Genomic DNA, 23,921 nt, shown 5'->3' on the forward strand with positions numbered 1-23,921 from the left:
TCCTTGCGGCGCCCTCCAAAGGTGGCGTTAGGGCGTTTAAAGGGCCATCACCAAAGCATGCAATGGCCGCTTATCACGGGCTGGGCGCCTGCGCGTTTAAGGTACGGTCAACACCAACCAGACCTTGATGGAGGTCATGTAACCGCGCTTGCCGGAAACCTGTATAGTTCCGTTCCCATCAACCGTCGTGCTCGGCCAGGAATTTTTCGGCGTCCAATGCTGCCATGCAGCCCATGCCAGCGCTGGTCACGGCTTGGCGGTAGATGTGATCGGTCAGATCGCCCGCCGCGAAAACGCCTGGCACCGAGGTGCGGGTGCTGCCAGGCTCGACCTTGACATAGCCGCCATTGTGCAGCTCAAGCGTGTCCTTCACCAGTTCTGTTGCGGGCGCGTGGCCGATGGCGATGAAGACACCTTTGCAGGGAATCGTTACAACCTCACCGGATTGATTATTGAGCACGCGCACGCCGGTGACACCCTTGGGATTGTCGTCGCCGATGACTTCTTCAAGCTCATGGAACCAGAGCGGTTTGATCTTGGGGTGCTTAAGCAGGCGGTCCTGCAGGATCTTTTCGGCGCGTAACTCGTCACGGCGGTGAATCAGCGTGACCTTGGAGGCGAAGTTGGTGAGAAAGAGTGCTTCTTCAACCGCAGTATTGCCGCCGCCGACCACTACGATTTCCTCGCCACGATAGAAAAACCCGTCACAGGTGGCGCAGGCACTTACGCCAAAGCCCTTGAAGGCCTCTTCGCTCTCCAGCCCCAGCCATTTTGCCCGCGCGCCGGTGGCCAGAATGACTGCATCGGCGGTGTAAGTCGCGCCGCTGTCACCCTTGGCGGTGAAGGGGCGTTTGGAGATGTCCAGGTCGGTGATGATGTCGCCGATGATCTCGCATCCCATGGCCTTGGCATGTGCCTCCATCCGGACCATCAGATCCGGGCCCTGAACCTCGGTATCGCCAGGCCAGTTCTCGACCTCGGTGGTTGTTGTGAGCTGCCCACCCGGTTCAATACCCTGCACCAGAATCGGTGACAGCATTGCCCTGCTGGCATAGACACCGGCGGTATAACCGGCGGGGCCGGAGCCTATGATCAGCGTTTTGGTGTGACGGTTTTCGGCCATTGATGGGGCACCTTTCGGACTGGCTTGCGGAGGTTTATTTACCTGATATAGCGACGCAGCAACGGGCATGAAACCCCTGCTGATCAGCTTTGCTGTCACGTCGAATTCAATTGAGAGTCTTTAACGATCTTGCGTGATGACGAAATATTATTGCGCAAGCTAGCGGAAATGATATAACAATTGCAAAAATTCAGGAGTGCGAGATATGCCGTCCAGTCGGCTTGACGAGATTGACCGCAAGATTCTGGCCGAGCTGCAGGCCGATGGCCGGATGACCAATGTCGAATTGGCAAGTCGCGTGGGTATTTCGGCCCCGCCCTGTTTGCGGCGGGTCCGCACATTGGAAGAACAAGGATATATTCGCGGCTATCACGCTGATGTGGATGCCCGCGAGCTGGGTTTCGAGGTGCAGGTCTATGCCATGGTCGGGCTGCAAAGCCAGGCCGAGGCCGACCTCAGCGCTTTTGAGGAACGTTGCCGCAACTGGCCGCTTGTCCGCGAATGTCACATGTTGAACGGTGAGGTTGATTTCATCCTTAAATGCGTGGCGCCTGATCTGTCCACCTTCCAGCGCTTTCTGACCGAGGAACTGACCGCCGCCGATAACGTCGGCAGCGTCAAGACGTCGCTTGTGATCCGGGGCGCGAAGGACGAGCCCGGCGTGCCGTTCGATGTGTTGGAAGAGCGGCTGAACAGGTCAGCCTGATCTTCACGCCACTGCCAGTTCACCTTGCCAGGTCAATTCTTCGCGTGGATGCGCCAGCGGGCCGAAATCCGACGGCACGTGAATATGCGGGAAGAAAGACAGGAACAAAGACAGCATATTCTGACCCATGTTACGCTCGAAGTTCAATCCGGGGTGGAAGGTTTCGACATCAAGCCCCGCTGCGTTAATAGTTGTATGGCGATGCAGGCAAAGATGATACACGCGTACCGGGCGGGGCGGTGTGATTTCGATGATGTTGACCCCATCCACCAAGTTCCGTGCTGGTGTCAGGATCTGATCGCTGCCCACAACATCGTGCAGATCTGTTCTGGGTGTCAGGATGCGCGCGCCGGGGCCGGTCATCAAATCACCGGCGGGACGGGCAAGGCCATAACTGTCTGCCATGAAGCGCGTCAGTCGGGTTTCGGTATGTGCCAGTTCATCACGCCGCGGTATCAGGCTCATCGATCCGATCCATAAAAGCGGCATGGGGCCGTGCTCTGACGTGATGACCTCGGCCCCGGGTTGCAGATCTTCGATTGCGACAAGCCCGTCGGTCGTCTTGATCAGGGTGCCATGCGCGAAGGCTGAAAACGCCGATTCGAACGCAGGGATCGCCGGGCCAATCTGGTCAGTGGCATAAATGGCCCCGCTACGTGTCAGGCTGGAAATCTGGAACTTCCGCATCACCAGCGGTTTGCGAGCGCTAACGTCATCGCGCGCAAAAGGTTGCGGGCTTGGGTGTGGTGCTTGCGGGCGTGCAATAGTCGGAAAAGGGTGGTGCAATGAAATGGGGGGCATACAGATTAACCTTTTACTCTTAACGTCCTTACTGCGCCGGCCCCCACCGACAACCACAGAAAGACTGTTTCCATTTACTCGTTACACGTCAAACATGACAGATTTGCCTAAATTCAGTCAAGTTTTTGACGACATTGTATCCCAGCTTCGACCAATTGGGCCACAAGCCAGAGTTTGTTTCCTGCCGATTGAGCCGTTAACCATGTTGGCAGAGGCATGGCATGTTTGGTCAAAAATGGATCGTCCCGTTTCAGGGACGACCCACCCTTGAAAACTGGTACGAAAAGCACTGGTGAACTCTTCGTTAAAGGCCGTCTTGCTCAGGCGGTCTTTAATTCCTTTACGACTGTAGCACTCGCTGCATTCTTGCGGGCGCGGCGCATCGTTCGCTGAAATGGCAAGGCGGTTTCCTGAGTCTTGCTGTTCTTGATAACTGATTTCAACCAACGCTGTTTCATCTCTTATAGCCCTCTTATCAACATCGACCTTTTCGGCCGTTCAAAATTTCGTTGATCCGACTATGACTGGAATTTGCGGCCATGATTTGACGATTTGCAATCAATTTAAGAAAGTTTCTGACAATCATAACGGCAATTGTGAACGCTACATAAACTTCCCGTAACTATCTGTAGAATATATGTAATAGCGGAATTACGGAGTGCGAAGATACTGATGCGGCGTTTGAATTAGGACAAGTTGGTCCCCCAACGCGCCGCCATCTTGCCCAATTCATAAACGGATGGTCGAGATCAGTCGCCCGTAATCAGCTTCCTGAGCATGCGTCGCGCGCCTGAACGAGAAAAACCTGTCAGGTTCCGAATAGGTGCAGTGGCGCGTCCATTTAGCATGGCCCACGCCCGCGCTGCGCAAGCGGTGGAGGCCATAGCCTGTAAGGTCGAACTGGTAGCGGTCGCCCTCGCCATTGGCGAAGAAGCGGCTGTTATCGGGGTCCTGATCCAGAAATGCGTCGATGAATTCGGGACCGACCTCATAGGCGGCCTGGCTGATCGACGGGCCGATGACCGCGCTGATATCTGCGCGGTTTGCCCCAAGCGCCTCCATCGAAGCCACAGTTGATTCGAGCACGCCATCAAGCGCCCCGCGCCACCCTGCATGCGCGGCCCCGATCACGCCCGCATTGGCATCGGCAAACAGGACCGGTTGGCAATCGGCTGTCAGAATTGCCAACGCGATACCGGGTTGCGACGTCACCATCGCATCGGCTTTCGGATTGCCCGTCACTGGTCCTTCGACCGTCAGGACATCAGGGGAATGCACCTGATAGACCGTGACCAGATGATTCGGCGGTACCTGCATCGCTTCGGCAACACGGGCGCGGTTGATCTTGACAACCTCGGCTTGATCCGAGGATCCCAACCCGCAATTCAGCCCTTCGAACACGCCCGAGGACGCGCCGCCCTTACGGGTGAAAAACCCGTGGCGCAGGGGGGCCAGACAATCGGCGGTCAGGATTTCAAGTGTCATGGTTCCAATCCGGGTGGGGGCGTAGCCCCGTCAGGATAAAAGGCAAGTACCTTGAACAGCGTCCCCATTTCCGCGCTGTGGGTCAAGCGCCGATGTGCGGCGATATGGTTTTGCAGTGCTTCACCCGAAAGATTTTTCGCCAGCGCCTGCGCCCGTGTGGTAATGCCGAGCCGCTCCAGAAACACCCCTTGCGGCGTGAGGCGGCTGTGGCACGACGGCGTCGCGTGGGCCAGCGCTTCGAAATCCACATGGGCGGTCAGATCGGCCTGCCCTGGACGGGCCAGCGGATCGACCGAGGCATGTGCCGCCAGCGCCTGAAATGTATCACCCTGCGACCGCCAGTCGCCGTAATCCACGATCAGCGCTGTGCCACCGCGAGTGGCTATATGTCTGCCGATCTCTTCAGCCATCAACACACCTGATGGGCAGATTTCGACGATATCGCCGGATCTGGTATCTTCTACCCGGTGCTTCAGTTCTATGGGAGCCACTGGGCCTGACAGGCGGAAAGCAAGTCCCGCCTCATGTACGCCGACTTGTCGTTCGCGCCAGCCTTTGCCATCCCGCTGAAACTGTCGGATCGGCAGAGCATCAAAGAATTCATTCGCCACAAGAAAGAGGGGCAGGTCGGGCAGGGTGCTCAGATCGTCCTGCCAGGTGATATTTTCGCGATTCAATGTCGTGCGCTGCTGCACCTTCAACGGCTCTGATCGCTCGATCAGCTGTATCTGCATCGCCTCGTGAAACCCGGGCACCTTTTGCGTGGCGCGCAGCAGGTCCGCCATCAGCGTCCCGCGCCCCGGCCCTGTTTCGGCCAGTACGAACGGCGATGGCGCGCCCTGATCCAGCCAGCTCTGCGCAAGGCAAAGGCCAATCAATTCGCCAAACATCTGGCTGATTTCCGGCGCGGTGATGAAATCGCCCGCTGCCCCAAGCGGATCGCGCGTGGCGTAGTAGCCGTGTTCGGGGTGCAGCAGGCAGTCCGACATGTATTCTGCCAGTGTGATCGGTCCGCCCGCGGTGATCCGGCGGATCAGATGCGTGCGCAGGTCACTCATTTTGTGCGCCGTAGCGCAAGACCGATCATCAAGAAGCCAAAGGCGATCATCGGTAGCGACAAGAGTTGCCCCATGCTTAGCCCGGCGGGGCCGAACTGTACGACATATCCCAGCGGATTATCCGGCGTGATGAACTGGGCATCGGCCTGACGGGCAAATTCCACGATGAATCTTGAGATGCCATAGCCGACGAAAAACACACCGGTGACAAAACCAACCCGTTTGAGCGCGCCGCGACGGTAGACCAGGAAAAGCAGCACCAGACCCAGGATCAGCCCTTCCAGCAGCGCCTCGTAAAGTTGCGAGGGATGGCGTGCACAAATGCCCTCAATACCTGGGCAATCCTGCGCCGCCGGCCCCGGAAAGGCCACGCCCCAGGGTAGTGATGTCGGCCGCCCCCAGAGCTCGGCATTGATGAAATTGGCGATCCGGCCCAGAAGCAGCCCCACCGGCGTTGCCATGCACAGGATGTCGGCCACCGAAAAGCCGCGCACACCGCGCCGCCAGGCAAAGGCAAAGCAGGCAATGATCACACCGATCAGCCCGCCGTGAAACGACATCCCTCCTTGCCATACCTGCAAGATTTCCGCCGGGTTCTGCAAATAATGGGCCGGTTGATAGAAAGCCACGAACCCCAGCCTGCCGCCCAGAATGACCCCCAGAATGACCCATGTCAGCAGGTCCTCGACGGCGGACACGTCCAGCACCGGCTTTTCGTTGGCCCAAAGTTTCGGGCGCTTGACCGTTGCGACGACCAGTCGCCAGCCGATCAGGATGCCCGCGATGTAAGACAGCGCATACCAGCGCAGTGCCAGATCAAAACCAAAGAGCGAGATGCTGAAGATCTCGGGCGCAATTTCGGGGAAAGGGATCATAGCCTGCATGGCTGCCTGTGTGTGTCGCGGCGCAGGGGAAGTCAACCTTGTGATACGCGCCAATCCGCCCCATATAGAGGTCAGGAATTTTTGCCGGAGGGCCCCATGCAAACCCGTAATAAAGTGCTTGATGACATCTCGAAACTGATGACCAACGCGATGGGTGTCGCTCAGGGCGCGAAGGACGAAGCCGAGACCGCTATGTCGTCGATGATCGACCGTTGGCTGGCGGATCGGGATTTCGTTACCCGTGAAGAATTCGATGCCGTCCGCGCCATGGCGCAAAAAGCCCGCGAAGAGAACGAAGCGCTCAAGGCGCGGCTTGACGCACTGGAAGCTGGCAGCAGCAAATAACGTTGTTTTCGGCTTGATTTCGCTTTGGTCGCTCCCCGGGGCTGACCGTCAGACCTGTACGTGTACGCCGGTGTTTGATTGCACTGTGCATGGTCTGTGATACACATGCTTGGCGCAGCTACTTTAGGGGCATCAGGTGGTGGCACCCTGTGATTTTGCTTCCGCAATACCTGTGACAGCGCGCGCGTTTATGTGGACCTCTTCATTGTTCTGGGGCCGGTTAGTGCCATCGGAGGGCAACGACGCAAGGCATGATGCTGGCAGTCAAAGTCGCCTTGTCGCGCGCTGAAGAACCCTCACGGGCCGGAAGCCAGACTGATATGTAGCCCATCCGATGGGGGCGTTTCAGTGCATTCTTTCGCCGACAGGAACATCACGGTCGGGCCTCAGCAGGACGATCTCACCATCGCCATCAGAGAGGCCAAGCACCAGCACTTCGGACATGAACCTGCCGATCTGGCGTGCCGGAAAATTGACTACTGCCACGACCTGGCGGCCAGTCAAGCTGTCGGGCGTATAATGTGCGGTGATCTGAGCCGAGGTTTTCTTCTCACCGATCTCGGCACCAAAATCGATCCACATCTTGATCGCCGGTTTGCGTGCTTCGGGGTAGGGTTCGGCTCTGATGACATGGCCCACACGAATGTCGACCTTCAGAAAATCATCGAAGGTGATGTCGTCAGCCATCTGCCAGTTCCCTTGAGCGATCCGTGGCTGCCTTGACGGTCGAGGCCATCAGTGGCGGCAGACCACTTGCCTCGTCCATCAATACCTCAAGCCCGGCCTGTGTGGTCCCGTTGGGGCTGGTCACGTTTACGCGCAGTTGTGATGGCGTTTCTTCGGCAGCTTCGGCCAGCGCCCCGGCGCCCGCAACCGTCACCTTAGCCAATTGCATCGCCAGTTCCGGTGCCAATCCCTGCGCCTCGCCCGCTGCAGCCATACAGTCAATCATGTGAAAGACATAGGCGGGACCTGACCCGCTGACACCTGTTACGGCGTTCATCTGGTCTTCGACCTCCAACCTTACAACCTGCCCGACAGCGCTCAGCAACTCCTGAGTCAGATCAAGTTGCGCGTCCCCGACATGCGCATTGCCGATGATCGCCGTGATCCCGCGTCCGACCGCCGCCGGAGTGTTGGGCATGGCGCGGATGACCGGGCTCTTTGCCCCCAACGCAGCCTCAAAAGCCGAAATAGGTGTGCCCGCCGCGACCGAGACAAAGAGAGTGTCACTATTTCCCATCGCCGCGATCGCAGGCAGCGCGTCCCCCATCATCTGCGGTTTGACTGCGATCAATACAACGGCGGGTCTGGCCGGCAGTTCGGCGTTGATGTGTACGCCGGTCGATTGCAGCCAGGCCGAGGGGTTCGGGTCGATCACCCAGACGGATGTTGCCGGTAGTCCATCAGACAACCAGCCCTGAAGCATGGCGGACCCCATCTTGCCGCATCCAAGTAAGACAAGGCCTCTCTCGGCCACAAATGACATATCCATGATGGTTTGCTCCCCGCGTTATTTCTTACTTGCGCGGGGGTAGGTTTAAGCCCGCCCGTAGGCCTCCGCAATGGCGACCTGCAGGGCATCCTTGGGTTCGCGGTCGCCCCAGACAACCAGTTGGAATGCGGGATAGTAGCGTTCGCAGCTCAGAACTGCAGCGGTAAGCAATGTGTCGATCTGCTCGGGGCCCGGCCCCAGCCCGCCCGCCATCACCAGGCCATAGCGATAGACCATAAGCTTGGGTTCGGCCCAATAGGTGAAGGCGCCGGCCCAGCACTGATCATTGACGTCGTTGAGCATCTGATAAACGGCGGGAAGCTTTTCGTCCGGCGGTTCCATCTCGAAACTGCAGATCAACCGCAGGGTTTCGTCATAGGCCGACCAGGCCAGGGTGATTGAATAGGTGCGCCACTGCCCCTCAACAGCCATCGCGATCTGGTCATCGGCGATACGGTCGAAATCCCAGTCGTGATGTTCGGCGATATGCTCGACAATATCTATGGGGTGAAGGTCTTCTTGCAAAAACTGCTCGGACAAGGCCATTGCGTCACCTCTTTTTTTGTAGCGTTTGGCACTGTTCAGCGCCCCAAGCGCTAGGTGCCTGCTCAATAAGCGGGGGCTGATCCCCTCGCCCATACAAGATATGGTGCGGCCTTCGCGGCGCCCTGTAAAGCTATTTATTGGGGATAACCACAATAAGTTGTGGACGAATGCACGGTCCTCCCCATTTATGGCGAGTGTAGGGCCGATCGAGATGGCGATGTGGGAAGGTTTCGGATGTCCGCTGCAATATAAAGCGTTTTTGCGCATTATTCCGCCCGGTCGTGCTTGACCTTGGGTCGGTCACCGGATGATCTTGGGTGATCCGCGCAAAGGACCCGACCATGCATGTACCTGCCATTACCGGCACCGGCGTCTTTACGCCCGCCCAGACCATCACCAATGATGAGCTGGTCAAAGCATTCAATGCTTATGCTGAAAAATTCAACGCCGAGAATGCCGAGGCGATTGCCGCCGGAGAGCTTGCGGTGAAAGACCCGTCCTCGTCCGAGTTCATTGTCGGCGCTTCGGGTATTCACCAGCGCCATGTACTCGACAAGACCGGGGTTCTGGATCCGGACGTGATGCATCCGCATCTGCCGGTGCGCGGCGATGACGAGCCATCACTTATGGCGGAAATGGCACTGGATGCCTGCGGCAAGGCGCTTGAACAGGCTGGCCGCCGCGCCGAAGAGGTCGATCTGGTGATCTGCGCGGCCAGCAATCACGAACGCCCCTATCCGGCGATTGCCGTCGAGATCCAGCAGCTTTTGGGCGCGGGCGGCTTTGCCTTTGACATGAATGTCGCCTGTTCCTCGGCGACGTTCGGGATGCAGGCGGCGGCGGACATGATCCGCGCCGGCTCGGTGCGTTGCGCCGTGGTGGTGAACCCCGAGATCTGCTCGGGCCATCTCGAATGGCGCGACCGCGATTGCCATTTCATCTTCGGCGATGTCTGCACCGCCTCGGTTCTGGAGCGCACGGAGGATGTGAAGGATGCGCATTTTGTCATCCGCTCGACCCGCTGTGCCACGCAGTTTTCCAACAATATCCGCAACAATAACGGTTACCTGCGCCGCACCCGCGCGGGCCACATGGAAGACCGGCGCGACATGCTGTTCGTGCAGGAGGGCCGCAAGGTCTTCAAGGAGGTGCTGCCGCTGGTGTCAAAACACATCGCCGATCATTTGGAGGCGGAAGGGGTTGAGGCCAGCGCGCTCAAACGTCTCTGGCTGCATCAGGCCAACAAGGCGATGAACGATTTCATCGGGCGTAAGGTGATGGGCCGGGTGCCCGAGCCGCATGAGCAGCCCAATATCCTGCAGGATTACGCGAATACATCCTCGGCGGGGTCGATCATCGCGTTCTCGAAATTTTCGGACGATCTGCAGCCGGGCGATGCAGGGCTGATCTGTTCATTCGGCGCGGGCTATTCGGTGGGGTCGGTGCTGGTTGAGCGGGCCTGAGTGAGCTTATCAGGCCGGGTTTTGGCGAATCCAGGCAAATACCACAAGTCGAACGCCGAGCTAGTCCGCGTTTGGCACCCAAAACTCAGGGTCTTTTCCGAACGAAGAGATCGAAGCGACAAGTGTGGTGGGTGAGGCCGGTATTGACGGGCCGATGTCATCATCAGGAAGCAAGCTTCCGTGGATGGAATGCGATGGCATCGTCGATGCCCTCAATCGGGCGCGAGGGGAAAGGACATTCCCAAACCACCCCGGCCTCACCCTTGTGCCCGCTCTTGGGGACGTCGAGCACCTAGTCATCCCGGAAAACCTTGGGATTGCTTTACAAATGACATTTCGGGATAAAGCGGTTAATGGGAAAACGTCTGCGGCTTTCCCCGCCTGAACGCGGGGCCCGTTACCTTGGGGATGAGTGAATGTCGAAAACCGGAAGTTACCTGAAAAAGCACACCGAGGCGCTGGTCAAGGATGTGGGGATCGAACCGGCCTGCGAACTAAGCGGGAAGTCCAAGGCAACGCTGGGTCGGTATTACTCAGACCATGACGAACATTCCGACAGGTTCATGCCGATCGATGCCGTCGCGGCGCTTGAAGAAGCGGCCTCTTATCCGCATGTCACCAGTGCGCTGGCGGAGTTGAAAGGCATCAGCCTGACGTTCGACGACCGCCGCCGGAACGCTGATGACAAGGGTGGCGTCAACTCAGACGTGATTGCGCTCAGCCAGCGCTTTGCCGTGTTGATGGCGGAATACCAGCAATCTATCGACGATGGCGTGATCACGGTGAACGAGGCCAAACGGCTGCTCAAGGAAACCACGATGCTGCAGCAGGTGCTGATCGACATGAAGCTGCATCTGGAAGACGAAAGCGTCTGAGGTTCGCGCCATTGCGGCAAGAATGTCGGAGAAATCTCGTGGCTGCTATTTTGACACCGCCAGAATGCCCGCCAGCACGATCAGGCCAATCCCCGACAGTGTCAGGATATCCGGGCGTTCGCCGAAAAACATGATGCCCCAGATCGTGGCGAAGCCGACATATGAAAAGTCGAATGTTGCAATGACCGAAGACCGGCCGATCTGATAGGCGATGGCAGTGCCAATGCTGCCAATCAGTATCGCTATGGACATCAAGGCAAGCGCGGTTGCGGAAGATCCGGTCAGCGCGGCCCAGTCGGGGGAGAGGAAACCGCCCGAAGCATCCGGAGAGGTCGTGCCACCCCAGAGCCAAAGCGCCAGCGTTGCCCCGGCACCGACCAGAATGAAGCTGAGGTTCAACGCCGCAGAGAGGATCAACGGGTGCTCGTCGCGGCATTTGGTGCGGGTCAGTATCATCGCAAGCGCATAGAGCACGGCGGCAATCAGGGGATATACCGCATAAAGGCTGAAATTGTCCGAAGTTGGTCGCAATACCACCAAAACACCAACAAAGCCGAGCAGCACCGCCAGCCAACCGGTGCCGGTTACTTTTTCGCCGACGAACCAGGCCGAAAACAGCGTGATGAAAATGGGCAGCGTATAATAGGCGGCGGCGGCGACCGACAGATCCAAATGCGGCAGTGAGGTATAATAGGCGACCCACATGAGGCTTAGCATCAGATTGCGCAGGGCTGTCCAGCCGGGTGCTTTGGGCCATAGCCGGACGGTCCCAACTATCATCCTCTGGATGACATAGAGAACCGGCAATACCATCAGCGACCGCAGTACGAATATCTGCCATAGGCGCAGATCGGCGCTGAACCCCTTGATGGCTGCGTCGCCGAGTGTCAGCAGCAACACGGTTCCGACGATCACCAGGACCGCCAGCGGTGTGTTGTCCTTTGATTGGGTGTCTGGCATGCTTTTCCCTGTTTAAACATTACTCTAAAAGTTATCTATTCTACTCAGCGCGCCTTGGATATTTACGTTTTTTCCATATTGATTTACTAAAAGTTATGAAACCAAGCCGCTCCAACCTACCACCGCTTTCGTGCCTGCTGCCCTTTGAGGCCGCTGCGCGACTTGAAAGCATCACCAAGGCCGCCGAGGAGCTTTCGCTAACACAGGCCGCCATCAGCAAGCAGATCAGGGTGCTTGAGGATAATCTGGGCACCCCCTTGTTCGATCGGCGCAACCGCGCGGTCTATCTGACGGAGGAAGGGCGCGAGTTACGGCGGATCATCCGGGCTTCGCTGGGCGATATCGCTGCCGCATGCAAAAACATCCGCGATCGCCACAGCGACAATGAGATCATTCTTCGATCGCAGCAATGCGAGGCGATTTACTGGCTGATGCCGCGGCTTTCGAAGTTCTATCAGGAACACCCCGAGATCGAGCTTCGGGTCAGCGTGTCGACACGGCCGATCAGCGACGCCAGTGAAGATTTTGATCTGGCGCTTCAATCTATCGACCGGAATCACGGGACGGCAATTCTGGTGCATCACGCAGAGGACGAGGTCTTCCCGGTCTGTAGCCCAGGATATTTGACATCCGGGGCGCAAAGCCTGTCGGTCGATCAATTGCTCGACCTCCGCCTTCTGCATCATCAGACTGCCGATCAGGATTGGATGACTTGGGACGTCTGGCTTTCCAAACTGGGCATTAAGCCCCGGGTTTCGCGCTTGGATCTGGTTTATGACAGCTATCCGATGGTGGTTCAGGCCGCGACTGAAGGCCACGGTATAGCCGTCGGCTGGCGGCGGACCTGCGAACATCTGCTCGCAACCGGCGCACTGATCCGCCCTTGTGCCGACGATGTGTCGCTGCCGGATGGGCTCGGGCTCTATGCGCCGAATAGCAACCCGCCAAGGCCCGAGGTGCAGGTCTTGCTCGACTGGATGATCGCAGAACTGTCGTGACACATGGCCCAGACCGCCGCGGTGATCCGGGCATGGTGTTCGTTCCCGACGGCAGACGTTTCATTTTCGACAGCGGGGCTTGGCCTTGTCCGGTTTTCGTGCAAGGGACAAGCGCGTGCGACCTTGCTGGGTTCGCATCACCTTACACTCAATTCACAGAAATCAGAGGATACTGAAGATGAACGACATTATCCGCCACGGCACCAAACAACGCATGAGCGCGGCTGTGCGCCACGGCAACACCATCTATTTGGCTGGCCAGGTCGGTAACGCAGAGGATGGCGTCGCCGATCAGACTCGCACCTGCCTTGAAAAGGTCGAGGAACTGCTGGCGCAAATGGACTCGGACAAGCAACGTATCCTTCAAACCACCATCTGGCTGGCAGATATGGCCGATTTCGCCGAGATGAATGCGGTCTGGGATGCATGGGTGCCAGAAGGCCATGCTCCTGCACGTGCCTGCGGCGAATCGAAACTTGCGCGGCCCGAGCTGAAGGTTGAAATTCTGGTGGTTGCAGCGGCTCGGCCCCGCGATCTGGAACGCGGACGCTAATCCGTTTCGAAGGCACCGACCCACGGCGGTCGGTGGTGTAAACAATGACTGCCCGCCCGGATGGACGCCGCTTGGTGGTTGCGCTATCAGGCGGGCAGAAAAACACTCTGAAAGGCGCGCCCATGTCAGGCCACGGCACCCCGATCCCGATGACATCTGCCAAATGCGGACCGTTGAAAGGTACTGCCGATGTGCCGGGCGACAAATCGATCTCGCACCGGTCGTTGATATTGGGTGCGATGGCCATAGGCGAAACCCGCATCACCGGGCTGCTGGAGGGCGAGGACGTACTTGATACCGCTAAGGCCATGCGCGCCTTCGGGGCCGAGGTCATCGATCATGGCGGTGGAGAATATTCAGTCTACGGTGTCGGTACCGGTGGTTTTGCTGAACCGGATCAAGTGATCGATTGCGGCAACTCTGGCACGGGCGTGCGGCTGATCATGGGGGCAATGGCGACCTCGCCGATCACTGTGACGTTCACCGGCGACGCGTCTTTGAACTCGCGCCCGATGGCGCGGGTGACCGATCCACTAGCGCTCTTTGGCACGCAATCGGTGGGCCGTTCGGGCGGGCGCCTGCCGATGACAATCACCGGCGCGCATGATCCGGTCCCGGTGCATTACACCGTGCCCGTGCCGTCGGCGCAGGTGAAATCCGCTGTGCTGCTGGCGGGCCTCAACGCGCCGGGCCAGACCATCGTGGTCGAGAAGGAAGCGACCCGCGATCACACGGAACGGATGCTGGCGGGTTTCGGTGCGGACATCACGAGTGAGGAAACCGATGAAGGCCGGGTAATTACCCTGACCGGTCAACCCGAACTGACGCCCCAGACCATCGTTGTGCCGCGAGACCCCAGCTCGGCGGCGTTTCCGGTCTGCGCCGCGATCATCACGCCCGGATCGGATGTGCTGGTGCCGGGCATCGGCCTGAACCCTACCCGCGCAGGGCTGTTTACAACGCTGCGCGACATGCGCGCGGATCTGACATACGAGAATGAACGTACAGAAGGTGGAGAACCCGTTGCCGATCTACGCGCGCGCTTTTCGCCGGACTTGCAAGGCATCGAGGTGCCACCGGAACGTGCGGCCAGCATGATCGACGAATACCCGGTGCTGTCGGTTGTGGCATCCTTTGCGCAGGGCGACACAGTGATGCGCGGCGTGAAGGAGCTGCGGGTCAAGGAAAGCGACCGGATAGATGCAATGGCCACCGGGTTGCGCGCCAACGGCGTGACCGTCGAAGATGGCCCCGACTGGTGGACAGTTACCGGCATGGGCCACGGTAACGTCCCGGGCGGCGCCACCTGCGCCAGTCATCTGGATCACCGCATCGCCATGTCCTTCATGGTGCTGGGCATGGCCAGCGAGAAACCCGTCAGTGTCGATGACGGCGGTCCGATCGCCACTTCCTTCCCGATTTTTGAACCTTTGATGGCATCACTCGGCGCACAGATCAGGCGCGATAACCATTGACGGTCAGTGGTGCGGCCCGATTGGGCATCTGTAGGGCGGGCGCATTGCACACCTAGATCTCTGGGCAGTCGTGTTGAATTTCTGCTGGAAACCGGGCCTTATTCGGGGACAACTCAACCCGGACGGAACGGAACATCTAAATGAAAGCGCCCGACATCATCGTGGTTGGAGGCGGTATCGCAGGTGTCAGCGCAGCCGCACTGTTGGCCGAGGATGCCAATGTGCTGGTGCTCGAACGCGAGGGCCAGCCAGGCTATCACGCGACAGGTCGCTCGGCGGCAACCTTCGTGCGCAATTATGGCAATGCCACGCTCAAGGTACTGAATGCGGCGGCCGAGCCGATCCTGACCCGGCCCGATGGTATCGCCGACAGTTCGCTGCTTTCACCGCGTGGGGCGCTGGTGGTGGCCGGCGAAGACGAGGTCGCAGCACTTGACGCTTTCGCCGAGGACGCTAGCGGCATCGAACGGATCGACCCAGATGAGGCAATGCAGCATGCCCCGTATCTCCGACGCGACTGGCTTGTGGCTGCGCTTTACGAGGATAGCGCGCAGGATATCGATGTGGACCGGCTATTGCAGGGTTACATCCGACTGTTGCGGGCGCGTGGCGGCCAGATCGAGACCGACGCCGAAGTTATTGCTATCGGGCGCAAGGGTAGGGCATGGCAGGTTGCGACCGGGACAGAGACCTACGAAACGCCTTTGGTCGTCAATGCAGCCGGCGCCTGGGCTGATGTGGTTGCCGCGATGGCGGGCGTTTGGAAGATCGGGTTGCAGCCCTGCCGCCGCTCTGCTGTCCTGATGAAGGTTCCGGAGACTTACGAAGATGCGATGCGCTGGCCGCTGGTCATCTCAGCCTCCGAGACCTGGTACGCTAAGCCCGATGCGGGGAAACTGTTGATTTCGCCCGCCGACGAAGACCCGGTTGAACCGCAGGATGCCTGGCCCGATGACATGGTTCTGGCCGAGGGGTTGCACCGGTTCGAAGAGGTCACGCACTTTCCGATCACCCGTCCCACCCATAGCTGGGCGGGCCTGCGCAGCTTTGTCGCTGACCGTACGCCTGTTGTGGGCTTTGCACCCGATGCGCCGGGGTTTTTCTGGCTGGCGGGGCAGGGCGGATATGGGGTTCAGACCTCGCCTGTGATGGCCGCGCTGACCCACGCGCTGTGTTGCGGCAAGACATCGGTGCTTGGCGGTGAGGTGGTCGCAGCGCTCAGCCCCGATCGGTTCAACAATCAGAGCTGATCTTGAGTGCCCCGCCACGTTCCTCTAGCTATAGGGGCGACGCAGGGGGCAGTATTCATGTCGTTCACCATTGCAATCGACGGGCCGGCAGCTGCTGGCAAGGGCACGATTTCGCGCGCCGTGGCGGAGCATTTCGGCTTTGCCCATCTGGATACCGGTCTGCTTTATCGCGCTACTGGACGGCGGACACTGGGTGGAACCGACCCGGTGGAGGCGGCCCGCACGCTGGCTGCCGCCGACCTTGAGGCGGATGATCTGCGTTCGCCCGAAGTGGCTCAGGCCGCCAGCCGCGTGGCGGCCTTACCCGATGTGCGCCAAGCGCTGCTGGATTTTCAACGTGCTTTCGCGGCCCGGGGTGGTGGCGCTGTGTTGGATGGTCGCGATATCGGCACGGTTATTTGCCCCGAGGCAGAGGTGAAGCTGTTTGTCACCGCGAGTGACGAGGTGCGCGCAAGACGCCGCCACAAGGAGCTGGTCGAAAAGGGCCATGATATCACCTATGACGAGGTCATGGCTGACCTTCGCGCCCGCGACGCCCGCGACAGTGCCCGCGCGACCGCACCACTGAAACCTGCCGAGGATGCGACGCAGCTTGATACGTCAGAAATGACCATTGCGACCGCGATCGAGACGGCGATTGGCATCGTGCAGGCGCGGCTGGCTTTGGTGAGTTAGAAAGATGAGGGCGTGCCCTCACTCTGACATGCACCACTGCAACTAGCCCTTATACACCTCGCTCTCGGCGCCCAGGTACCCGTTCCAGGCGAACCAGTAGGCAATATGGCCGGGCACGCGGGGCAGGGTGCGACCGTTCGGGGCGGTCAGGGCTTCTTCGGTGATGTCCCAACGGGTGCCGTCATTGGATAATAGCTGATCGCCAGCCGCCTTGAAGGTGAGTGATCCGCGCTCGAACGCGCGTACGGTGCGGGTCTTTTCATCGCCAATCAACACCAGCGCCTTGCCCCGCATGGCGTCGTTGATCACCCGGCGCTTGCGAAATGCCTTGAGCGGCCAGGCCTTGGCGCCGCCGAATTCGCGAATGCCGAAGACATAGTCTTTTTGTCGATGTTGCCGCTGATCGACATTGGTGGGAAACATCAGATCGTTCGAGGCAAAATAATCCTGATAAACGACGCCCGAGCCGTAATCGCGCCGGTGCCCGGTTTGCAGCGACAGCACCTTGGTTTCCGGGTTGTTGCGCCGCCAGCTATCCCAGGTGGTGATCACCACCGGGCGCTGTTGCAGCTCAATCCCGCTATTGACCAGCCGCCCCGAGACTGGCTTGCCGGTGAACTGGTTCCAGAGCGAATGGGTGGCCCGGTCAAACATCAACTTGTTCGAGCGATAAAGAAATCCGGACGACCCGAAAACCAGTGGTTTTGATCGCCCCTTGACCTTGGTTTCAAACAGAATGCCCGACCCGCAAAGCGTGCAATAAGCGAGCGCCACCGGGACACCGCCGATCACCTCGTTGAACATTTCGTGCCAGCCCATGATTCTGAGTGGGTAGGCGCGGACGTCCCCATTGATCGCCACCCCGAAGATCAGGTCACTACCCCGAAGGTAACTCGCGTTGGCGGCAGCAACCAGACGGGGATTGTCCAGCGACGGGATGCCATCCTTGCGCACCCCACCCCAGGTAATCTCTTCCAGCCGGATTTTCATTCTGTCGCGTCTCAGGTCGCGCGGTTTGAGAAACACTTTGAAGTTGGGGTCAATCTGCAAATACACTTCCCGCTTCAATTCGATCAAAGAGGGTTGGTGCGGAATGATCTGCGGGTTGGCTTCCTGCCAGAGCATCCAGTCGAACCAGCTGTCACCGGCATCCGTTCCGGTGATCGCTGTCAGCGTTTCGGCGAAATAGGTTGATGGCAGCTGTGAAAACCGCATCGCCATGATCAGACCCGAGGCCAGATCGGGTTTGCCACGCTTGCGGATGGTGCTCAGAGCCTCAATCGCTTGCTCGGGTGGGCCCACAATGGTGCGTCGCAGTAAATCGAATTCCGATGTGCTATCTTGTGCAATCACGGGTGAGGTTAGAGCACCCAGTGCGGCTGTGCTGGCGATGAAACGACGACGGCTGAGCGACATGAAAGGGCCTCCGTTTGATGTTTGAACGGAACATGGCTCTTTGCTGGATCACATGCACTAAACGAGTTGGTGACCGGGTTGTTGCAAAAGCAAAACGGGACTGCCTGAGCAGTCCCGTCAAAGCACTGCCCCGAAGATTTGGATCAGTGCCGATGTTTGTCGGATTTATCCGTGTAGCTGCGCTTGGGATCAGCCTTCTTTGGCCAGATCTGCTGCCGATGTGTGCTTGATGTCTTTCCACTGGTTGTCTGCGGTCGCCTTGGTGCCTTCGACATCTTTGAGGAACAGGTCGCGTGTGGTGGCATTCAGGAACAGGAAGAGTTTGCCGTCATGCACAACGAATTGTTCCGGGTCGCCGTCAAATTTTTGACCGACCGCAACACCGTACGAGCAGAAACCGCCATGCTGAGGCACATATTTTGCAGGGTTGGCTTCGAACTCGGCTTTGTTTTCGGCGCTGGCGAAGTAATAGGCCGCGCCATCATGTGCGAGAGCGATGTCCGCCGATCCTTCCATGACTTTGCCCTGGTTGAGCAAGGCAACCGGGTCTGCGCCATGCGCAGCCAGCGGGACACCAGCGGTGGAAAGGCCGCTGCTGACGTTGATTTCATCGGCTGCAAATGCAGGCGCGGCGATCAGGGGCAGGGTGGCAATGATGGTGGTGATCAGCAGGTTTTTCATTTTCGATCCTTTCAGGTTTTTCGGGTCGGTCTGTTGTGACGCGACAAGGATCAATTTGGAGCGCTGTGTTGAAACTTAAATGGTGAATAATTCAGAAAAACTTGCAGATCGTTCAGACTGAAGAACGAATGGATGAAAACTAATCAGTTGGCATCACAGCGGTAACGCCTGCAATCTTCAGGTTTGGTGATGCGGCCGCCCGACGTCTGGGAGGCGGGCCGCGCGCCCGTCAGGACAGGTGGTGTACGTCTTGTAGGCCATAGACGGGGGTGGGGATGTCTTCCATCCGGGCCTTGATCTGTAGGGACAGGAACTGTGAATAGTGGCGCGACTGGTGCAGGTTACCGCCGTGGAACCAGAGGTTCTCTTGTTGTGTCGGTTTCCACATGTTGCGCTGCTCGCCCTCCCACGGGCCGGGATCCTTGGTTGTGTCCGAGCCTAGCCCCCAGACCTTGCCGACGCGATCCGCCATTTCTTGTCCCATCAGATCGGCCACCCAGCCGTTCATCGAATTGTAGCCGGTGGCATAGACGATCAGATCGGCCTCGACCTTTTCGCCGGTATCGAGAATGACGCCATCCTCGACCACTTCGGTGACCTGACCGCGTTTCAGTTTGATCTCGCCGTCGATGATCAGCTGGCTGGCGCCGATGTCGATGTAATAGCCCGAGCCGCGGCGCAGGTATTTCATGAACAGCCCCGAGTCGTCATCGCCCCAGTCAAGCCAGAACCCGGCTTTCTCCAGCCCGTCATAGAACTCCTTGTCCTGCTCTTTCATCGCCGCGTAGGCGGGGATCTGGAATTCATGCAGGATGGCATAGGGCAGGGAGGCAAAGATCAGATCGGCTTTTTCGGTGGTCATGCCCGAGGCCACCGCGCGTTCGGAATAAAGGTCACCCAGACCGATCTCCATTAGCGTATCCGAGCGCACGATATGGGTTGAGGAACGCTGGATCATGGTCACATCCGCCTCGCCTTCCCAGAGCGCGGCACAGATGTCATGGGCCGAGTTGTTGGAGCCGACCACGACGCATTTCTTGCCCTTGTACTGATCCGGGCCGGGGTGCTGCGAGGAATGATGCTGATCACCCTTGAATTTCTCCATGCCGGGGAAATCGGGCATCCGCGCCTTGCCCGACATGCCAGTGGCCATGACAAGCTGTTTGGGCTTCAGGGTCACTTCCTCGCCGTCGCGGTCCACGACAACGGTCCATTCGCCCTTTTCGGCATCGAAGCTGGCCGATTTGGCACTGGTCCGGGTCCAGTAGTTCAACTCCATGACCTTGGTATACATCTCAAGCCAGTCACCGATCTTGTCCTTTGGGCTGAACACGGGCCAGTTTTCAGGGAACTTGATGTAAGGCAGGTGGTCGTACCAGACCGGATCATGCAGGCAGAGCGACTTGTAGCGCCGCCGCCAGCTGTCGCCGGGCCGGTCGTTGCGCTCGACGATGATCGTGGGCACGCCAAGCTGCCGCATCCGGGCTCCAAGGGCGATGCCGCCCTGGCCGCCGCCGATGATCAGGCAATAGGGCTGGGTGCCATAGCCCAGATCGGCCTCTTCCTGTTCGCGTTCCTCTTTCCAGGTGGTGCGGTTCTTGCCCGCGCCGTGTTTGGCGCCGAGCGGGCGGTTGTCGCCACGGGGCTCCTCGTGCTCCTTGAGTTCAACCATCGTCGTCAGCAGGGTCCAGATCTTGCCATCCTTGAGGCGCAAAAGCCCGTAGCCGCGCGCCACGTCGGTCTCGAAACTGATCCAGGCGGTTGTAATGCCTCCGTCTTCGGTCGGTGCCTCGCCGTCGGCAATCTGCCAGTTGCGCGGCTTTGTGGCCGAAAGCTGAGCCGCAAGCATATCCTCGACCTGATCCTTGCCTTCGACGGTCTTTATGTTCCAGGTGAAACTCACCAGATCGCGCCAATAACAATCGTCCTGAAACATATCGCGCGCCTTGGTCACATCGCCCGCTTCCAGCGCCCCGCCGAAATCGTCGAGAAAGGCCTGCGTCTGGTCGGCCAGTGTCATATCAAGCATCACATTCTCCCTTTTTATTGCTTTTCTATTGTGGGGAGAGTGCCAAAGGTCGGAGCATTAGGCTAGGTAAACTAAAGTCGAAAGAAATGGCGGCTGCGGGCGGGGCTTGATCCCACATCGTAACTGGCATATACGCGCGCCTGTCGATAAGGCGGAAACCGCCGCAGAGCATTGAGATGAGCAGGGTCGGGACTAACCGGCCCTCTTTGTTTTGCGGAAAGTGACGGCTCCCGTCTGACCAATGAAACCCTGAAGACCGGCGGAGACAACCGCGCGGCCCGAAACACGAAACGTTAGGATTGAAACGCCACATGGCTCAAAACACATCTATGGAGGAATTCGAAGCCCTCCTGAACGAAAGCTTCGAAATGGACACACCCGAAGAGGGGTCAGTTGTCAAAGGCAAGGTCATCGCAATTGAAGCGGGACAAGCCATCATCGACGTCGGCTACAAAATGGAAGGCCGCGTCGAGCTGAAAGAATTCGCAAATCCCGGTGAAGCCCCCGAAATCGCTGTTGGCGACGAGGTTGAGGTGTTCCTGCGCTCGGCTGAAAACGCCCGTGGCGAGGCCGTCATCTCGCGCGAAATGGCGCGTCGTGAGGAAGCCTGGGATCGTCTGGAAAAAGCCTATGCCGATGATGAGCGCGTCGAAGGCGCGATCTTTGGCCGTGTCAAAGGTGGTTTCACAGTTGATCTGGGCGGTGCCGTGGCCTTCCTGCCCGGCAGCCAAGTTGACGTGCGCCCCGTGCGCGACGCCGGCCCGCTGATGGGTCTGAAGCAGCCGTTCCAGGTTCTGAAAATGGACCGTCGCCGTGGCAACATCGTTGTTTCGCGCCGCGCCATCCTGGAAGAAAGCCGTGCCGAACAGCGCGCCGAAGTGATCGGCAACCTGACCGAGGGTCAGAATGTCGAAGGCGTGGTCAAGAACATCACCGAATACGGTGCGTTCGTGGATCTGGGCGGTGTTGACGGGCTGCTGCACGTCACCGACATGGCCTGGCGCCGGGTCAACCACCCGTCGGAGATCCTGTCGATCGGCGAGACTGTCAATGTTCAGGTCATCAAGATCAACAAGGAAACCCACCGCATTTCGCTGGGCATGAAGCAGTTGCAGGACGATCCGTGGGATCTGGTTGCTGCCAAGTACCCGCTGGAATCGACCCATACCGGACGCGTTACCAACATCACCGATTACGGTGCCTTTGTTGAGCTGGAGCCCGGTGTCGAAGGTCTGGTTCACGTCAGCGAAATGTCCTGGACGAAGAAGAACGTGCATCCCGGCAAGATCGTGTCGACCTCGCAAGAGGTTGAGGTCATGGTGCTGGAAATCGACGGCGCCAAGCGCCGGGTTTCGCTGGGCCTCAAGCAGACCATGCGCAATCCTTGGGAAGTCTTTGCCGAGCAGTTCCCTGAGGGAACCGAGGTTGAAGGTGAGGTCAAGAATATCACCGAATTCGGTCTCTTCATCGGTCTCGAAGGCGAAATCGACGGCATGGTTCACCTTTCGGACATCTCGTGGGACGAGCGTGGCGAGGATGCGATCCAGAACTACCGCAAGGGCGACATGGTTCAGGCGGTTGTCTCGGAAGTCGATACCGACAAAGAGCGCATTTCACTCTCGATCAAGGCACTCGGTGGCGATAAGTTTGCCGAAGCCGTCGGCGGCGTGAAGCGTGGCTCGATCATCACGGTTGAGGTTACTTCGATCGAAGATGGTGGCGTTGAGGTTGTGTATGAAGGCATGAAATCTTTCATCCGCCGTTCGGACCTGTCGCGGGATCGCGCAGAGCAACGCCCTGACAGGTTCTCGGTCGGTGACAAGGTCGATGTGCGCGTAACCAATGTCGACAGCAAGACCCGCCGTCTGGGTCTGTCGATCAAGGCCCGTGAGATCGCCGAAGAAAAAGAAGCCGTCGAACAATATGGCAGCTCGGATTCAGGCGCATCGCTGGGCGATATCCTGGGTGCGGCGCTGAAGGGCGACGAATAAGTCGAACCTTCTAAGGTTTGGAAAATTGATCAGGCCCCGCCTTAATCGGCGGGGCCTTTTCTATGGCGGGTGCTGTCAAAGGGAGTGCGCAGGCGCGCACGCTGGATATCTCGTCAGTTGCCTCCGGCGCCTTCCTCGGGGTCTGGATCACAGAAGTGACATATCTTCTGCAACCATCGCATTGAGGTCGGAGATTCTGCAATCACGCAGTGTCGGGTGACCGCTATTCTGGGGTGAGTGACGATTGCGAATCAAAGTAGTTGCCGCGTTGCAGAATCGGGCTTTGAGAGCGCGAGTGGGGCATGTTGCATTGACCAGATGGCAAAATTTTTCTGTCTGAGAGCGAATTTATGGGCAAAATCATGCTCTTCACCTGTTGCGAGGCACTTCTTTTTTCTACGATTTTATCTATAGTTACCTCGTTGCCAGTCGACCAAAACAATAAAACGCTCGGGGGAGGGTGCCGATGATCCGATCGGAGTTGATTCAGAAAATTGCCGACGAGAACCCGCATTTGTATCAGCGGGACGTTGAACGTATCGTCAATACGATCTTCAATGAGATTACTGATGCGATGGCCAAGGGAAACCGAGTGGAACTGCGCGGCTTTGGCGCGTTCTCGGTCAAGAAGCGGGATGCCCGCACTGGTCGGAACCCGCGTACGGGTGAATCGGTTCAGGTTGAAGAAAAACACGTCCCGTTCTTCAAGACGGGTAAACTGCTCCGGGACCGTCTGAACGGGAAGTAAACCCATGCGTTATATTCGCTATGCCTCGATCGCCATCTTCGCGGTGGCCCTGATTTTGATCGCGCTTGCCAATCGTGGCATGGTGACGGTGAGGTTACTTCCTGACGAGGTGGCCTCACTGGCGGCGTTGAACCCCAGCTACGAAATTCCGCTTTTCATCGTTATTTTCGGTGGCATCGTGGCCGGGCTGATCGTGGGCTTCATCTGGGAATGGATACGCGAGGCCAAGGAGCGGATGGCCGCGGCGCGCCAGGCACGTGAAATGCAGCAGATGCGTGCAGAGATCCGCCGCCTGAAAGGCGAAAAGCACCAGGGCAAGGATGAAGTTCTGGCGATTTTGGAAGAGGCCAGCTGAGGCCCGCGC

26 protein-coding genes are annotated in these 23,921 nt (G+C 58.6%); 13 read left to right on the forward strand and 13 right to left on the reverse strand.

Features of this window, described 5'->3' with window-relative positions; genetic code table 11:
* Positions 1-178 precede the first annotated feature (178 nt).
* Positions 179-1,123: a thioredoxin-disulfide reductase gene (gene trxB / locus LC334_RS17215; RefSeq protein WP_085801569.1), complete on the reverse strand. Its 945-nt coding sequence runs from the start codon at positions 1,121-1,123 to the stop codon at positions 179-181.
* Positions 1,124-1,328: 205 nt separating this feature from the next.
* Here trxB and LC334_RS17220 point away from each other — a divergent pair, with 205 nt between their 5' ends.
* Positions 1,329-1,829: an Lrp/AsnC family transcriptional regulator gene (locus tag LC334_RS17220; protein WP_085801568.1), complete on the forward strand. Its 501-nt coding sequence runs from the start codon at positions 1,329-1,331 to the stop codon at positions 1,827-1,829.
* Positions 1,830-1,832: 3 nt separating this feature from the next.
* On the opposite strand, the gene LC334_RS17225 is transcribed toward LC334_RS17220, so the two are convergent.
* From LC334_RS17225 to lgt, 5 genes are all read right to left on the reverse strand, one after another.
* Positions 1,833-2,516 carry a Hint domain-containing protein gene (locus LC334_RS17225; protein WP_223413048.1) on the reverse strand — a complete coding sequence of 228 codons (684 nt, stop codon included), beginning with the start codon at positions 2,514-2,516 and terminating at the stop codon, positions 1,833-1,835.
* A gap of 231 nt (positions 2,517-2,747) precedes the next feature.
* Positions 2,748-3,077, reverse strand: a complete 330-nt coding sequence (locus LC334_RS17230; RefSeq protein WP_176237733.1) for a hypothetical protein — start codon at positions 3,075-3,077, stop codon at positions 2,748-2,750.
* Positions 3,078-3,359: 282 nt separating this feature from the next.
* Positions 3,360-4,115 carry a peptidoglycan editing factor PgeF gene (gene pgeF, locus LC334_RS17235; protein WP_085801566.1) on the reverse strand — a complete coding sequence of 252 codons (756 nt, stop codon included), beginning with the start codon at positions 4,113-4,115 and terminating at the stop codon, positions 3,360-3,362.
* On the reverse strand, positions 4,112-5,173 hold the full coding sequence (locus LC334_RS17240) for a class I SAM-dependent methyltransferase (protein WP_085801565.1): 1,062 nt from the start codon (positions 5,171-5,173) through the stop codon (positions 4,112-4,114). Before LC334_RS17240 ends, pgeF begins: the two co-directional genes overlap by 4 nt.
* Positions 5,170-6,057, reverse strand: a complete 888-nt coding sequence (gene lgt / locus LC334_RS17245) for a prolipoprotein diacylglyceryl transferase (RefSeq protein WP_085801564.1) — start codon at positions 6,055-6,057, stop codon at positions 5,170-5,172. Before lgt ends, LC334_RS17240 begins: the two co-directional genes overlap by 4 nt.
* Before the next feature lie 96 nt (positions 6,058-6,153).
* On the opposite strand from lgt, the gene LC334_RS17250 reads away from it, so the two are divergent.
* A complete protein-coding gene (locus LC334_RS17250; RefSeq protein ID WP_085801563.1) occupies positions 6,154-6,402 on the forward strand; it encodes an accessory factor UbiK family protein in 249 nt (82 codons plus the stop codon).
* A 345-nt stretch (positions 6,403-6,747) separates the two neighbouring features.
* Here the strand turns inward: LC334_RS17250 and LC334_RS17255 are convergent, their stop codons facing one another.
* From LC334_RS17255 to LC334_RS17265, 3 genes are read right to left on the reverse strand one after another with little or no spacing between them, the layout of a single operon-like run.
* Positions 6,748-7,089: a tRNA-binding protein gene (locus LC334_RS17255; RefSeq protein ID WP_085801562.1), complete on the reverse strand. Its 342-nt coding sequence runs from the start codon at positions 7,087-7,089 to the stop codon at positions 6,748-6,750.
* Positions 7,082-7,897: a pyrroline-5-carboxylate reductase gene (gene proC, locus LC334_RS17260; RefSeq protein WP_085801561.1), complete on the reverse strand. Its 816-nt coding sequence runs from the start codon at positions 7,895-7,897 to the stop codon at positions 7,082-7,084. Before proC ends, LC334_RS17255 begins: the two co-directional genes overlap by 8 nt.
* A 45-nt stretch (positions 7,898-7,942) precedes the next feature.
* A complete protein-coding gene (locus LC334_RS17265; protein WP_085801624.1) occupies positions 7,943-8,443 on the reverse strand; it encodes a type III secretion system chaperone family protein in 501 nt (166 codons plus the stop codon).
* A 341-nt stretch (positions 8,444-8,784) separates the two neighbouring features.
* Here LC334_RS17265 and LC334_RS17270 point away from each other — a divergent pair, with 341 nt between their 5' ends.
* Positions 8,785-9,906 (forward strand): beta-ketoacyl-ACP synthase III, encoded by a 1,122-nt coding sequence (locus LC334_RS17270; protein WP_085801623.1) that lies wholly within the window; start codon positions 8,785-8,787, stop codon positions 9,904-9,906.
* A gap of 416 nt (positions 9,907-10,322) precedes the next feature.
* The gene (locus LC334_RS17275) at positions 10,323-10,781 is read left to right on the forward strand and encodes a hypothetical protein (protein ID WP_085801559.1); all 459 of its coding nucleotides are present in this window, start codon (positions 10,323-10,325) and stop codon (positions 10,779-10,781) included.
* A 45-nt stretch (positions 10,782-10,826) separates the two neighbouring features.
* Here the strand turns inward: LC334_RS17275 and LC334_RS17280 are convergent, their stop codons facing one another.
* On the reverse strand, positions 10,827-11,741 hold the full coding sequence (locus LC334_RS17280) for a DMT family transporter (RefSeq protein WP_085801558.1): 915 nt from the start codon (positions 11,739-11,741) through the stop codon (positions 10,827-10,829).
* Between the two features lie 95 nt (positions 11,742-11,836).
* Here LC334_RS17280 and LC334_RS17285 point away from each other — a divergent pair, with 95 nt between their 5' ends.
* From LC334_RS17285 to cmk, 5 genes are all read left to right on the forward strand, one after another.
* Entirely contained in the window at positions 11,837-12,739 is a 903-nt protein-coding gene (locus tag LC334_RS17285; RefSeq protein ID WP_085801557.1) for a LysR substrate-binding domain-containing protein, read from the forward strand.
* Positions 12,740-12,917: 178 nt separating this feature from the next.
* Complete coding sequence (locus LC334_RS17290; protein ID WP_085801556.1) at positions 12,918-13,292, forward strand: RidA family protein; 375 nt, start codon at positions 12,918-12,920, stop codon at positions 13,290-13,292.
* A 122-nt stretch (positions 13,293-13,414) separates the two neighbouring features.
* Complete coding sequence (gene aroA, locus LC334_RS17295) at positions 13,415-14,767, forward strand: 3-phosphoshikimate 1-carboxyvinyltransferase (protein ID WP_085801622.1); 1,353 nt, start codon at positions 13,415-13,417, stop codon at positions 14,765-14,767.
* 140 nt (positions 14,768-14,907) lie between these two features.
* Entirely contained in the window at positions 14,908-16,017 is a 1,110-nt protein-coding gene (locus LC334_RS17300; RefSeq protein WP_085801555.1) for an NAD(P)/FAD-dependent oxidoreductase, read from the forward strand.
* A gap of 57 nt (positions 16,018-16,074) precedes the next feature.
* On the forward strand, positions 16,075-16,692 hold the full coding sequence (gene cmk, locus LC334_RS17305) for a (d)CMP kinase (protein ID WP_085801554.1): 618 nt from the start codon (positions 16,075-16,077) through the stop codon (positions 16,690-16,692).
* 42 nt (positions 16,693-16,734) lie between these two features.
* On the opposite strand, the gene LC334_RS17310 is transcribed toward cmk, so the two are convergent.
* The 3 genes from LC334_RS17310 to LC334_RS17320 form a co-directional block, all read right to left on the reverse strand.
* Positions 16,735-18,108 carry a DUF3179 domain-containing protein gene (locus LC334_RS17310; RefSeq protein ID WP_085801553.1) on the reverse strand — a complete coding sequence of 458 codons (1,374 nt, stop codon included), beginning with the start codon at positions 18,106-18,108 and terminating at the stop codon, positions 16,735-16,737.
* 189 nt (positions 18,109-18,297) lie between these two features.
* Entirely contained in the window at positions 18,298-18,789 is a 492-nt protein-coding gene (locus LC334_RS17315; RefSeq protein ID WP_085801621.1) for a YHS domain-containing (seleno)protein, read from the reverse strand.
* A gap of 229 nt (positions 18,790-19,018) precedes the next feature.
* The gene (locus LC334_RS17320; RefSeq protein WP_085801552.1) at positions 19,019-20,818 is read right to left on the reverse strand and encodes an NAD(P)/FAD-dependent oxidoreductase; all 1,800 of its coding nucleotides are present in this window, start codon (positions 20,816-20,818) and stop codon (positions 19,019-19,021) included.
* A 311-nt stretch (positions 20,819-21,129) separates the two neighbouring features.
* Between LC334_RS17320 and rpsA the strand changes: the two genes are divergently transcribed.
* From rpsA to LC334_RS17335, 4 genes are all read left to right on the forward strand, one after another.
* Complete coding sequence (gene rpsA, locus LC334_RS17325) at positions 21,130-22,809, forward strand: 30S ribosomal protein S1 (RefSeq protein WP_085801551.1); 1,680 nt, start codon at positions 21,130-21,132, stop codon at positions 22,807-22,809.
* Between the two features lie 62 nt (positions 22,810-22,871).
* On the forward strand, positions 22,872-22,994 hold the full coding sequence (locus LC334_RS23100) for a hypothetical protein (protein ID WP_263286548.1): 123 nt from the start codon (positions 22,872-22,874) through the stop codon (positions 22,992-22,994).
* Between the two features lie 281 nt (positions 22,995-23,275).
* Entirely contained in the window at positions 23,276-23,557 is a 282-nt protein-coding gene (gene ihfB / locus LC334_RS17330; RefSeq protein ID WP_085801620.1) for an integration host factor subunit beta, read from the forward strand.
* 4 nt (positions 23,558-23,561) lie between these two features.
* The gene (locus LC334_RS17335) at positions 23,562-23,912 is read left to right on the forward strand and encodes a lipopolysaccharide assembly protein LapA domain-containing protein (protein WP_085801550.1); all 351 of its coding nucleotides are present in this window, start codon (positions 23,562-23,564) and stop codon (positions 23,910-23,912) included.
* Positions 23,913-23,921: the final 9 nt, after the last annotated feature.

It is taken from the genome of Roseovarius aestuarii (genome assembly GCF_019966515.1).
In the GTDB taxonomy this organism is placed as follows: domain Bacteria; phylum Pseudomonadota; class Alphaproteobacteria; order Rhodobacterales; family Rhodobacteraceae; genus Roseovarius; species Roseovarius aestuarii.